Raw genomic sequence first — 12,256 nt, 5'->3', positions numbered from 1 at the left:
GGCAGCGTCCATGCGCAGAGCGCAGAGCTGATCCACCGATACCTCGCCGCGGCGGTGTCATCCCCTGAGGTACTTCCGGCGTGCGGCTGCCACCTGCACACTAGGGCATTCCGAAAACCCGTGTCCATCGCCTTTTCGCGCGAACGTCCGCGTGGCAGGCGAGGATCGAGCTACAACGACGTCCCCTTCGGCCGGCACACGGTCTCGCGAACCACCTTCTAACGCTCCGACGTGGAGCCCGGTGACACAGCGGCCCACCTCGTATGGGCGTCGGCGGGGGGTAGTTCATTGTTGGTGAGGAAAGTCTCGAGCGCGCGCCAGCTGCCGAACTTCGTGGCGTTCTTCAGACCGAACGCCATACGCGCAAAGGGAGCCCATCTTCCGAAGACCCGGTTGAGAGCCACCGCCCGGGCGTGACTGTCCGCTGGGCTGCCCCACTGGGTGCCGGAGCTCACCCGCGGATGCGTACCGAAGATCAGTGGTACGGCATCACCGGAAAGCCCAGCCCGCAACAGATCCACGATGAAGATGTACTCGTCGCCGAGATGGAGGTCCGTACCCGCGCCGAAGCGCACGTCGAAACGTACGCCTTTGGCCCGGACCTGCGACAGATCGATCAGCATCTCGTACGTCGCCGCCTTCGCCGAGTTGAAGGGAGTCAGGGGCGTCACGTGCCGTGGATACCTCTTCCGCAACGATCCGGACGGGTCCAGCCCTTGCCCGAGAGCCAGCGCATGGCCGGTTCGCTGCAAGTGGCGGATTCCCTGAGCAACTCCGGGGAAGTTCACCGCCACATCGTCATCGCCGAACAGCAGATAGCGCCCACGCGCACACTCGATTGACGCATTTCGGCTCTTCGCGACCCCAGTACCGGGAACAGGAATGACGCGCGCTCGTGCCCACTCGCCGTCGCACCTCAGCGATCCCCCTTGAACGCACACCAGCACCTCGATGTCCGGAGCGGTACCCGTCAACGAGATGTTGTGTGCCCTCGCCGCCATGGTCGAGTACGCGATCGTCAGGACAGTCGCATTTGGCATGGTGATCAGTCGTCCCCTCGTCGAGCCGATGCACGAGCAAACCGCATGATGCTGGCCGAGAGCGTCCCGAGTTGCCCGGAGAGTAGACGTAAGCCAAGGAACAGCACGATGGCGTTCGCGCTGGAGATGTCGCCGAGCAGAGTGCGGAGCAGCATGTACACCAGCACGAGGACCATGCCGACGCTGGCCAGCATCGCGCCGAACTCCGCATCTCGCACTCGCCCGCCCACTCGCTGGGGAATGGCAACGGTTCCCGGGCGGCTGCCCATCTTGATGTAGTCCTTCTGCAGGGCGAACTGCCGACGGTAGATCGCCGAGACCAGGGCCAGCACCACGGCGACCACCAGGATGTTGACCATTCCCGTGGGCCAGTCGATGAAGAGGAACAGCGTGCTGAACATCACGGCCTGGACCAGGCTGACGAGGACGCCGGACAACTCGAATGCCAGTGCCCATTCCCAGCTCTCCTGGCTCGGGCTTCGCGTTCGTCCCGCGATCTCGAAGCCGTCTCGGAAGACACGTACGCGTACCAGCCGGACCAGGTGATGGACACCTCGGGTGAGACCGAAGGCAAGGAGGAAGATCCCGATCTGCAGAATCGCACCGTTGGTGTCCTGCGTGAAGGCCTCCGGACCCTCGATGATGAGTGACGAGAACATCTCGAGCACCAGCATCTCCGCGACCGGAAGCGTCGCGGTGACCACGATGAGAAGGCCGACCACCGTCCGACTCTTGCGAGTCGTGAACAGCCTCCTGAACGCGGCGAGCAGGTGCGCGAGCATGCCGAACCTAGGCGCTCATCGAGAGGTACGTGGAAATCCCGGCGGCGATGGCCTGTTCGATTTCATTCAACTTACTCTCCGTGATCTTCTCTTTCGAGATCATGGAGTCGAAGTCGACGCGACGCAGATCCGTGGAGATCGGGATGGGTGCGTACACCGCTCCCAGCCCGACGCCGAGAGAGTAGTCCCTGTACTTGATTCCGCTGCCGTGGACAGCTGACTCGAAACCTTCGAAGGTGACCAAACAGCATGGGATGCCGTAGCTGTGGCAGATGATCATCACGTGCATCGCGCTGGTGATCACGGCGTCGTACCCATTCAGCTCGGCCACGAACGAGCGGATCTCGTTGGGGTGTGACCGGAGGACGGTGAGTTCGTCCATGCTCTCTGGAAGGGCGGTTGGAAGGTTGGCGTGCTTGTGGTGCCGCACCAGGGCGATCCTGCCGTTCGTCAGCCCGCGTTCCACCGGGATGATGCGGGCGATGAGTGCCCCGGGGTCGCCGAAGCTCTCGATGTTCGGCCCGCCGCACTGCTGGACGAGCTCGGCTGTGAGGGGACCACGGACGGAGATGTAGCGCGCCTTCCGGTCGATCTGGATGTCGGCGCTGCTGATGCCCGTGCCGACGACGATCGAGCTGGGTTTGATGAACCGTCCGATGGAGCCGGTCGAGAAGATGTGCGGCTCATGCGTGGGTGCGGTAGGGCTTTGATAGAGAATAGACCGGTCTGTTCTGGCGTCGAGGATCAGCGGGCTCAACCAGTCGCCGAAGTTCCCGGGGAACGGGTGTGGCCACCAGGCCAGTCTGATCGGGTCCGCATCTGGGTTCTTGCTCGCGTACACCGAAAACGCGTCGGCTGCCCGTTTCGCGGCGATCTCCGAATCGGAGGGTATTCGGCTCGAGGCCAACCGGCTGAATGCCTGGTCGACCCTGGATACGTCACCTCGTTGACCAGCCATGATCATTTCGCTGACGATTCGACTGCGGTGCGGGGATCCGGCACCGTTCAGGGCCAACCGGTCGCCAACCAGGCCACCACCAGTCAAGACATTTGTGATACCGCAGGTGTCGGCGACCTTGCGCAGCCACCGGGCGGCCCTGTCGGGAAGTTTCCTTTCCATCAGCTTGGCTCCACGAAGTGCCTGATGCCGCAGTCCTCGCAGCGCCCGCACCGAGTCGGAGCCGCCCATACGACCGTGCTGCTTCACCCTGTGCTTGAAGTTCGAGACGTTGCCGCTGGCGCCGAACGAGAAGAACGTGGAAACGCCGCCGGGGGTTATCTGTGCATTGGAGATCACGGCAGCCGACGGGATGACCTGGAACGACAGGCGCGGAGCGTTGGAGCGCCAGGACTCTTCGAAGAAGTAGTCATCCGTGGCCTTGATCTCGGCACTCTGCTCCAGCAGGTCGGCGTCATGGATGAACTTCCGCGCACTCGGCGTGGCGTTGATACCGAAGAAGCAGGGCTCCCAGAACCTGGTGCGATTGGCGTAGCCGATGCGCATGGGGGAGCCGAACCCGCGTTGGAACCCGATGATGTCGGCGGTGAACCCGGCGACATATGTAGGCAACTCCAACAGGGCGCAGTCGACGTCGATCCAGAAGACCTTCTTGTCCGGGTGTTCGTCGCAAACGCGGGCCAGGAACCCGATCTTCTTGCGGCAGATGTCGGCCCAGTCCTCGTCGACCGCCCTCTCGATCTCCTCGAGTCTGTAGGCGACGCCGATACGCTCGAGGTGCCTCCGGAGCGAAGTAGCACACCCGCGGTAATATTCGTCCGCGGTATGGAATGAGCAGACGACGATGTCCGAAAGATTCATAGATATCCCTAGACGTTTTGGCCGTTGAACTGCATGACGGTTGGGCTGTTCAGGATGCAGATCGGGTATCCAACGAACATCGACGGATTCCAGGGCCGGAATTCCTGCGGTGATCCGAGCCGTGAGTAGTCCACACGAGAATCGTGTGACCGAAGACGCTCACGGTTGCTATGACCCCCTTCGCCGGCGTCGTGGCGTTGACAAAAGACGAGGATGACCAAGGTGGCAATTGTCTTCTGTCTGACCACCAGCGGCCGTGCACGCCACGCATCTAGTCCCATCTCCAGGTGCAGTCCCCAATAAGCGCGACTCCCGGCACTGACGACGCGGTGACTCCCGCTTGGGCTGCTGAGAACCTTGTGCGCTCAGCCATAGGCCCCGCAAGGGCATTTGCCTCCGAAATGGCTGCATAGTAGACGCCCCATGTCGGTGGGCACGCGAGCGTACTCTCCACATTCGGCGATCACCTGAATGTCGCCAATCTCGCGAGGTCTCTCAAGGCATGCCGCTGCGTGGGAATTTCCTTGTCGGGCGCGGCGTGCTCAGTGGGAGTCAGGTCAGGCAGAGAAGCGGTGGGGAGGGGCGCATGTGGTCACCTAGCCTCCCGTCCATCCCGACCATGGTGTCGGCGACGGTGGCAGTCGGTGGGGCGCTGCTGTTGTTGACAGCAGCTGTCGAGCACATGCTGTACTTCACCAGGCTGCGTGCGGTACTGATCGCGCAGCGGGTGGTGCCTTACCGTCTGCACCGAACCCTCGCCGTCGGGCTGGTTGGTGTGGAGTTCGGTGTGGGTTCCGGTGCCTGCGTGACAGTTCTGGCCCTCCCGTTCGTGCGGCAGACGGTCTTTTTCGCCGAAGCTGGCGTCTATGGGTTGTTCCTTGGCTACCTGACCTTCTTACGGTTCGGGCGGGGTCCAGTGCCGTGCGGCTGCTTTGGCGACGGACCGGTGCGCGCACAGGTCCTCGTTCGCGCCGGGGTGTTCGCGGTCGCTGCCGCTGCTACGGCCGTTTTGGCGACTGAACCTTTGGTAACGCTGTCTTCGATACCCCTCATGGGCGCGGCTCTGGTTGTCGCCGTCGCGGCGCGCGTCTTGCCCGGCATGTCGTCTCGGAGGATCTGATGGAGGCTCTCGTCGGTGCGGTCGTCTTGGCGTGGCTCGCGCTCATCGTTCTCGCATTTGCGATGGCAGGGCTGTTGCGTCAGCTCCGTGACATCCAGGCCGGTCTTGCCCGGCCGGTCGCACAGGGGTCGGGTCCGGCTCCGGTGCTGCGGGAAGTCCCTGCATCCGTACGGCCGCGTGGTGGGACGGCGTATTCGGTCGTACTCCTTGTCGACGAACACTGCCCGATCTGCGCCGAGGTCGCCCCGGTCTTCGCCGAGCTCGCGGCAACTGGATCAACCACCCTGACATTCGTCGTTCTCGGACGATCGAGAAGTGAGTCCTACGAGCGAGACGAGCGGGTCGAGTACGTCGCCGATGCCGGCGGTTACAGCCGACTTGACCCTGGTTGGCGGCCGGCGATCGTCGCAATTGATCGACAAGGAAGCATCGTCATGGCCGAACCGACTGGATCGGAAGAGGCGGTGCGGGCCGTGGTCTCTCAGATTGCCAGCAGGATGGCGAAGGTCACCCCACTCGAGCCCGGCCCTTCCGAACCCACGCTGTCCGACTCGTCGGGTAGCTGAGGGCCATGGCGACGGCGAGACAGCGCAGCGTACGGTCCGGACGGCTACGTTCGTTTGCTCATCCGCTCGCGCCGGGACTCGGCATCGCCCTCGTTGCGATCGGTGTGGCGAGCTTGCAGGCAGTAGCGGATGCACCGGGTGCCCTGTCGTGGGTGGTGGTGGCGCTGGCCGCCGGATACTCGATCTCGGGATCGGTTTGAAGCTACAACTCAGCAATGCTGATCTCGTCGGTCTGGCGAGGGGGTTCTCGATGGTGGTTTTCTGCCGGCCTGCTGGTAGGTGGGTTCACATCCAGCCTGGTTGCCGTCGCGCTCGGTACGTCATTGCTGCGTCCCTTGCTTCCCGTCCGGGTGGCCGTAGGTGTGGTCCTCACCGTGTTCGTGGTGATCGCTCTACAGGAGTTCGGGATATTCCGGCTCCGCCTTCCTCAGAATGCGCGCCAGGTGCCCGAGTCGATTTCAGCCGACGGCGCCCGCTACGGCGCCCTGCACTTTGGCTTCGAGATGGGATCTGGTGTTCGTACGTACATGACCAGCGGGCTGCCCCACGTGTTGGCCGCAGGCGTGCTGCTGGTGGCCGGATGGCCGGCGGCGCTGCTCGCCGGTGTTGGTTTCGGGGCTGGTCGCGCACTCATGGTGCTCTCCCGTCACGCCTACGGCGACGATGGCCGGTGGGACCAATCGCTCGCGAGATACGACACCTCGATTCGAGCCCTGATGACGCTCGCGACTGCTTTCGCCTATGGCTCGATCCTCTACACGACAGTAGCCGGTGCCGCCTGAGAGACAGCCCCGCTCACCCACGCATGCGTACCAGGAGGAGAGATCGGTGAGAGATCATCCGGAACCGATCAGTTCAGCGACGGGGGCCCGTTTCCGGGCACCGGACGGCGGATGGGTGACCATCGACGCGGCAGGCTACAACCTCGAGGAGCCTTGGTCCGCCTCGGTACAGGTCACCACGAAGCGTCCGTACGCAGGTACGCCGGACGGATTGCAGCTGCGGGACCTTCACATCACCGTCGTCGGGAACTATGACATGGTGCTGGAACGCGTCATCGGCGGTCGCTGGGCGAACATTGTCGAGGCACAGGGCGGACACCTCCTGATCAGCCACTGCGAGACCGCCGAGCAGGGTCTGGCGGTGTGGCGAGGGCCGTGGCACGAGGTGGCGACCTGGCTGCCCGATCCCACGATGTCAGGCTCGGACGCCCTGCGGTACTTCGCCCGCCTGTACTTCGAGGACAGTCCGGAAGGTCTCTGCGTCAGGCCGACCGCCCCCGCCGTCGACCGCGTGGAGGTTCTCGACGTCAGCAAGAAGATCCCTGGCGTGGGATTCCTCGATATCCGCAAGCCCGAAACGGCCCATCAGCTCGTTCCGGACTGGTCGGGCGCGCCGGTTCCGACTGGCGAGGTCTGGATGGAGGACGTCGCCTCGACCCCGCAGGAGCCTTCAAAGATCGTGCTGCTCCACGCAACGCCGAGCACGGTGACGACGCTCAGCGGCGAGGCGGAGCTCAACGTCGACTGGAAGGACGGGCTGGAATTCCTCTTCAACGTCAACGAGCTCAGCTGGACTGACTAATGAGGCACCAGACACAAGGAGAGGCAACCATGAGCGTTGAGCCCATTCCCAGTGCGAGTACGCCGCCAGCCAACGCGACACCGAGCGCGGTCAGGAAACTCATCATGGATCGTGTCCTCACCCGTCGAAGCGTGCTGAGAGGGGTACTCACCACCGGGATGGTTCTCGGCATCAGCGCCCTTGACCTGCTCCCTGGTCGCAACCGGGCCGAGGCATGGCTTTACGGGAGTCATCCCTGGCAGATCTGGACACACTGTGCGGACTACAGCACGTCCACAAGGAGAACCAACTGGCGCTGGTGCAACCCCGCCTCCGCGCGCGTCAGCTCGAGATTCTGCCAGCGGGCGTACAACCGCCATCGGACGGACGGTGAGCGCCGCACCGACTGTGAGTACGAGGACTTCCGTCGCGACTATCGATGTTGGAACCTGTCCGACTCCCGCGTGATCAATGCGTGGGTCTGGCGAAGGGGCCAGACCGGTGGCGACATCGACAGCGTCATATGTTCCGATGGCAGGACGTACGTCTACAACAGCTGTGGCAGCGACTACGAGTACAAGTCAGTCTGCCGGCGCTACCTCAGCTGAACCCCGACACCTACCGGAGCCGGTGGTCTCAGACTGTTCGGGAAGTCTTCGGCCGCTGTTGGGGTGCTGCCGTCGTGTGCCGGGCTAGCGTCACGTGACCGTTTCGTTTTGCGCTGGGAGTATCACGTGACAGACACCAGTTCAGGCAGCACCAACCCCGGACCGCTGAGCTCAGGCGCCGGCTCCGGCCGGCGGCAGTTCCTGCGGGGCGGAGTCGCGACCGCCGCGTCGCTGTTCGCACTCGGACCGTTGGAGGCGCTGGGTGCGAGGACCGCGGGTGCGGCGCCGATGAGCAAGCGTGCGTCGAGCCCTGACTACGGCCCGCTCTATCCGGTCAAGGACGACACGACAGGCCTCGAGCTGCTCCGGCTGCCCAAGGGGTTCGAGTACATCAGTTACGGCTGGACCGGCGACCCGATGTCCGACGACATGCCGACGCCGAGCGCGCACGACGGCATGGCGGCGTTCCGCCGTCCCGACGGAAAGGTCGCGATCGTCCGAAACCACGAGCGGGGCGCGTACGACGGAGCGTTCGTCGACCGGGCGTACAACCCGACGGCCGGCGGCGGCACGACAAACCTGGTGTTCGACCCTGACAAGGGGAAGTTCCTCGAGTCGTACGCCAGCCTGTCCGGCACGATCCGCAACTGCGCGGGCGGGCCGACGCCGTGGGGTACCTGGCTCACCTGTGAGGAGACGACCGAGATCGCGCCGAACGGAACCCGGCACGGCTACGTGTTCGAGGTGCCGTACGGCGGGAAGGGTGACCCACGTCCACTCACGGGGATGGGTCGCTACAGTCACGAGGCCGTCGCACTCGACCCGGGCACCGGGATCGTGTACCTCACCGAGGACGCGACGCCCTCAGGGCTGTATCGGTACCTGCCGGTGAAGAGGGGTGAGCTGGTTGCGGGCGGTGAGCTGCAGATGCTCGTGGTGGAGACCGCTGACGGCTCGTCCTACACGACCTACGCTGACGACACCGGCACGGAGTACAGCACCTCGTGGGTGACGATCGACAACCCCGACTACGCACCGGGCGAAGTTCGTCCGGCGCTGCAGGGTCAAGCCAAGGGCGCGGCGGTGTTCCGGCGCCTTGAGGGTGCGTGGTGGGGCAACGATCGGGTCTACATCGTCTCGACGAGCGGTGGCCCCTCAGGACAGGGCCAGGTCTTCGAGTACGACCCGGCCAGCGAGAGCATGCGGGTGCTGTTCGCCTCACCGGACGCGGCGGTGCTCAACAACCCGGACAACATCTGCGTCAGCCCGCGCGGCGGCATCGTGCTGTGCGAGGACGGAAGCGAGGGCGAGTACCTCCACGGGCTCACCACCGACGGGGAGATCTTCCCGTTCGCGCTGAACCAGGTCGTCATCCCGGCCGGCGGCGTTCCCGGCAAGAAGGTCGCGCCGGGCAACTACTCCGGCTCGGAGTGGTGCGGGTCGACGTTCGAGCCCAAGAACGGCAACTGGCTCTTCGCCAACGCGCAGAGCCCGGGAATCACCTTCGCCATCACCGGCCCGTTCCCTAACGGCTCACTCTGAGCCACATCATCAGGGGATCTTGGTGGGATGTTCACGCACGCCGTCGTGGAGATTCCCTGGATCGAACGGGCAGCGGTGAGGCCGGCCGCGACGGCGCTCCCTTCGAGCAGGGCGCCGTCGCGGCCGGCGGATTTCGCCACCCTCTTCACCTTCGGTTCACCTTTTGCCAGTAACGTTCGCCCGTGAATCTGCTGGAGATCTCCCGGACCGAACGAGTAACCGCTCCGGTCTTCATCGTCGGCGAGGCACGCAGTGGCACGACGATCCTCTACCGCAGCCTGCAGAAGCATCCGGCCTTTCGCCCGCGGTCGGAGAACCTGTGGGAGAGCAAGATCATGGTGCACGTCGACAATGCGGCGTCGTTCGGGCCGCGCGAACCCGGAACGATGTATGGCCACATGGCCCACGACGACGACCGGTACCAGGCGTTTCTCACCTCGATCGCTCCGTTGCGGCCGCTGCTGGCAGCAGGTGAGGCCGCGCTCCGCCGCGTACCGGCCCGCCACCGGAGTCGCATCTGGACGGCCAGCGGACATCCGCTCGTCGTACGTTCGTACTTCCACCATGTGCGCACTGCTCGTGGCGTGAAGCGCGTGCTGGAGAAGACACCCAGCCACGTCAACTACGTCCACAGGTTGCTTCGGTGCTACCCGAAGGCCCGGCTGATCTACATCCACCGGCATCCGGTCGATGTCTACACCTCGTACGTACGCCGTGCACGGGTCGACCCCGTGGCGGCGCGCTGGGCGGCGCTGAAGCCGACGGCGTTCGCGCAGCGGTGGGCGAGGAACACCACGCTGGCACTGGCTGCCGCGGCTGAGGTGCCGGCCTCGTTTCTGATGGTTCGCTATGAGCAGTTCACCGCAGCACCGGACGAGACCATGCGAGGCATCTGCGACTTCATCGGAGAGCCATTCGATCTCGAGATCGTCCGCGAGCCCAATCCCGACCTCGCCAGGCGCCGTGCCGCACCGCACCTGTTCGGCGAGATCACCACGAAGACGAAGGAGTGGCGCGACTACGTCACGCCACTGGACGCGGCGGCACTCCAGCAACGGCTGGCACCCGTCATGGACAGGCTTTCCTACCAGCCGTACCCGAGCTGAGCGGCGGGGTCAGAGAGAAGTTGGCCGGGAAGGCGAGCGCGTCCCTCGTGACGCTGAACCCAAGCGCGACCGAGGTTCCGACGCCGACCACAGCGTGTGCGACTTCGGCTTCGGGCAGGGTCTGTGTCAGATCCTCACGGACTGGCTGTTGGCGAGGGTGAAGCCGGGCGTTCGAAGACGAGTTCCAGGCCGTCTTCTTCGTCCCACTGGTCGCCGATCTTGGTGAAGCCGAACTTGGCGATGGTCGCCAGCGATGCCTCGTTGTCCGGGCTGATCGACGCCCGCACGACCTGTACCGCCGGTTCGGCGGCGGCTCGTTCGAGCAGCGCGGCAAGGATCGCTGTCGCATAGCCTTGCCGCCGGTGCCCCGGGTCGACCGTGTACCCGACTTCTACCATGCCCCGGTCGTCCGGCGGTCCGTGATATCCCGCGTACCCGATCACCACGCCGTCAGGCTCGGCGACCACCGCTCGGGCGATCCACGCGGCGGCTTCCGGCTCGGTCTCGAGTTGCTTGAGCCGGTAGTCCCAGAGCCACTTCGCGCGATCGTCGACGAACAACCGGCCGAGTTCGACGCCGGACTCCGCCCGTGCCGTGGCGAGGTCGTCAGCGAGCAACGCCGACATGGCTCTACGGGACAACTCCGCGAAGCGGATCTGGTGAGAGGACATGCCGCCGATCATGCGGGGCCGCGGCCCGGGCAGTCCACGGGATTTGCGCGCCGCACCACGCACGGTGGCGGGTGCGACGCCGAGACCCTCGTCACCGCCGCACGCCGAGCGGCCGCCTTGACCATGCCGATCCTCGCGATGCGCATGTCCGGCCAGTCCACGAGTACGTGCTTGACCGTGCGATGACCTACCGCTCCAGCCTCACCTTGCAGCCCGCAGCCTGCGTGACCACGCCCTGAGCAACTTCGCATCACGAAGCCGAGTTCGCGATTGGCTCGAGGATTGCCTCGACCTGGGTGTGGTTGCCGCCGTGACCGACGCCGGAGCGGTGTCTGCACCAGGCCAGCGGTGTGGCGTTCCTGATGGGGTCGACGCCTTCGACCCTGCGGTGAGGATCGGCACCGCGGGTAAGGAGGTGTGCCACGCTGGCGTCCTTGCCTTCCCACGCCGCGCAATGCAGGGCGGTGCCGCCGCCAGGCTCAGTGAGCGTCCGGAACTCAGAGTTGACATCCAGGCCGGTATCGAGGATCTGGTCGATAACCGTCAACCGCTCGCACACGGCTGCGGCGCGCAAAGCACCGACCAGGATCTCGTGCGTGACGTCAGCCAGATCGTAGTGGTCGATGTCGCCTGCACCTGCCGCCTCGACCAGATCGTGTACGACCGCACCGGCGCCGACGAGTATGTCAACGGCGGGAACAATGCCGTAGTGCACGGCATGCGCGAGTGCGGTGCCACTGCCGGGCGCGGCTGGTCCTGTCGCCTCCAGATCCGCGCCGGCGTCGATGAGGACACGTACCATCTCGGGTTCGCCATGGCTCGCTGCGGTGATCAGAGGTGATTCTCCGTCTCCGTTCGTGGAGACACCCTGGGCGAGCAGGACCCGGGTCAGGTCGCCTGCGCGATGGTGGTTCCACCAGCCGTGGAGTAGCCCGATACCGATGTACTGCAACGCCGGGAGAGTCGTGTCGCTGTCGGGGAAGCGGATGCCGTCCGTCGCGAGAGCCGGATCTGCGGCCACCAAGGAGGCGAACCCGTCGACGTCCCCGTCCGCGATGAGTCGGAGCCGTTTGACCTCGCTGTGAAGTCGTGGCCAGCTGGCGAATCCGTACTCCCGGGCCAACGCGAGTTGTGCCGTGTGGAGTGAGATCTCGGGTGAAACAACGCTGATCCGCGCCCGCGCGTCCGGTTCATCGGCCGCCGCGGCTCGGTGAAGATCCTTCGCCTGCCGACGAAGCTGGTCGAGATCAGGACGCACGGGAAGCGTACGAGAAGACATGCCGTCTCCCTCCGAATGCCTGCGGTCCGCGCTCAGGCCGAGGAAGAGGCCAACAAGAATCAGTCGAAAGCCGGAGGTGGACTCAGTCCTGCCCGCGGACCCGGCAGCGCCCTCCAGCGCAAGAACGACTATACGGCCACAGTTGCCGGCCTGTCACGGT

12 protein-coding genes are annotated in these 12,256 nt (G+C 64.9%); 7 read left to right on the top strand and 5 right to left on the bottom strand.

The features are described 5' to 3' along the window. Nucleotides 1-218: 218 nt before the first annotated feature. The 3 genes from ABN034_RS11820 to ABN034_RS11810 are packed head-to-tail and all read right to left on the bottom strand — an operon-like array spanning nt 219 to nt 3,641. Nucleotides 219-1,040 carry a glycosyltransferase gene (locus ABN034_RS11820; RefSeq protein WP_349691044.1) on the bottom strand — a complete coding sequence of 274 codons (822 nt, stop codon included), beginning with the start codon at nt 1,038-1,040 and terminating at the stop codon, nt 219-221. A 5-nt stretch (nt 1,041-1,045) separates the two neighbouring features. Continuing rightward, the gene (locus ABN034_RS11815) at nt 1,046-1,822 is read right to left on the bottom strand and encodes a hypothetical protein (RefSeq protein ID WP_349691043.1); all 777 of its coding nucleotides are present in this window, start codon (nt 1,820-1,822) and stop codon (nt 1,046-1,048) included. Nucleotides 1,823-1,829: 7 nt separating this feature from the next. Continuing rightward, complete coding sequence (locus ABN034_RS11810; protein ID WP_349691042.1) at nt 1,830-3,641, bottom strand: polysaccharide pyruvyl transferase family protein; 1,812 nt, start codon at nt 3,639-3,641, stop codon at nt 1,830-1,832. Between the two features lie 619 nt (nt 3,642-4,260). On the opposite strand from ABN034_RS11810, the gene ABN034_RS11805 reads away from it, so the two are divergent. The 7 genes from ABN034_RS11805 to ABN034_RS11775 all read left to right on the top strand — a co-directional run bounded on the left by ABN034_RS11805 (nt 4,261) and on the right by ABN034_RS11775 (nt 10,146). Beyond that, nucleotides 4,261-4,761, top strand: coding sequence for a MauE/DoxX family redox-associated membrane protein (locus ABN034_RS11805; RefSeq protein WP_349691041.1), 501 nt, complete (start codon nt 4,261-4,263; stop codon nt 4,759-4,761). Next, entirely contained in the window at nt 4,761-5,327 is a 567-nt protein-coding gene (locus tag ABN034_RS11800; RefSeq protein WP_349691040.1) for a hypothetical protein, read from the top strand. The genes ABN034_RS11805 and ABN034_RS11800 overlap by 1 nt, the downstream gene beginning before the upstream one ends. A gap of 215 nt (nt 5,328-5,542) precedes the next feature. Continuing rightward, nucleotides 5,543-6,109 (top strand): hypothetical protein, encoded by a 567-nt coding sequence (locus ABN034_RS11795; protein WP_349691039.1) that lies wholly within the window; start codon nt 5,543-5,545, stop codon nt 6,107-6,109. Nucleotides 6,110-6,155: 46 nt separating this feature from the next. After that, a complete protein-coding gene (locus ABN034_RS11790; RefSeq protein WP_349691038.1) occupies nt 6,156-6,911 on the top strand; it encodes a hypothetical protein in 756 nt (251 codons plus the stop codon). 29 nt (nt 6,912-6,940) lie between these two features. Continuing rightward, complete coding sequence (locus ABN034_RS11785; protein ID WP_349691037.1) at nt 6,941-7,498, top strand: hypothetical protein; 558 nt, start codon at nt 6,941-6,943, stop codon at nt 7,496-7,498. Nucleotides 7,499-7,624: 126 nt separating this feature from the next. Continuing rightward, nucleotides 7,625-9,040, top strand: coding sequence for a PhoX family protein (locus tag ABN034_RS11780; protein WP_349691036.1), 1,416 nt, complete (start codon nt 7,625-7,627; stop codon nt 9,038-9,040). Between the two features lie 182 nt (nt 9,041-9,222). After that, a complete protein-coding gene (locus tag ABN034_RS11775; protein WP_349691035.1) occupies nt 9,223-10,146 on the top strand; it encodes a sulfotransferase family protein in 924 nt (307 codons plus the stop codon). Nucleotides 10,147-10,280: 134 nt separating this feature from the next. Here the strand turns inward: ABN034_RS11775 and ABN034_RS11770 are convergent, their stop codons facing one another. Then, nucleotides 10,281-10,817 (bottom strand): GNAT family N-acetyltransferase, encoded by a 537-nt coding sequence (locus ABN034_RS11770; protein ID WP_349691034.1) that lies wholly within the window; start codon nt 10,815-10,817, stop codon nt 10,281-10,283. A gap of 250 nt (nt 10,818-11,067) precedes the next feature. After that, nucleotides 11,068-12,096, bottom strand: coding sequence for an ankyrin repeat domain-containing protein (locus ABN034_RS11765; RefSeq protein WP_349691033.1), 1,029 nt, complete (start codon nt 12,094-12,096; stop codon nt 11,068-11,070). Between the last annotated feature and the right edge of the window lie 160 nt (nt 12,097-12,256).

Origin of the sequence: Actinopolymorpha sp. B11F2 (assembly GCF_040195635.1) — a bacterium.
GTDB lineage: Bacteria > Actinomycetota > Actinomycetes > Propionibacteriales > Actinopolymorphaceae > Thermasporomyces.
The sequence above is the reverse complement of the archived record's forward strand: the minus strand, read 5'-3'. Positions and strand labels throughout refer to the sequence as shown.

Coding starts and splice junctions, on each gene's coding strand:
- ABN034_RS11800 (WP_349691040.1), top strand. CDS start 4,761: ATGGAGGCTCTCGTCGGTGCGGTCGTCTTGGCGTGGCTCGCGCTCATC.
- ABN034_RS11770 (WP_349691034.1), bottom strand. CDS start 10,817: ATGTCCTCTCACCAGATCCGCTTCGCGGAGTTGTCCCGTAGAGCCATG.
- ABN034_RS11765 (WP_349691033.1), bottom strand. CDS start 12,096: ATGTCTTCTCGTACGCTTCCCGTGCGTCCTGATCTCGACCAGCTTCGT.
- ABN034_RS11795 (WP_349691039.1), top strand. CDS start 5,543: ATGCTGATCTCGTCGGTCTGGCGAGGGGGTTCTCGATGGTGGTTTTCT.
- ABN034_RS11805 (WP_349691041.1), top strand. CDS start 4,261: ATGGTGTCGGCGACGGTGGCAGTCGGTGGGGCGCTGCTGTTGTTGACA.
- ABN034_RS11815 (WP_349691043.1), bottom strand. CDS start 1,822: ATGCTCGCGCACCTGCTCGCCGCGTTCAGGAGGCTGTTCACGACTCGC.
- ABN034_RS11820 (WP_349691044.1), bottom strand. CDS start 1,040: ATGCCAAATGCGACTGTCCTGACGATCGCGTACTCGACCATGGCGGCG.
- ABN034_RS11785 (WP_349691037.1), top strand. CDS start 6,941: ATGAGCGTTGAGCCCATTCCCAGTGCGAGTACGCCGCCAGCCAACGCG.
- ABN034_RS11810 (WP_349691042.1), bottom strand. CDS start 3,641: ATGAATCTTTCGGACATCGTCGTCTGCTCATTCCATACCGCGGACGAA.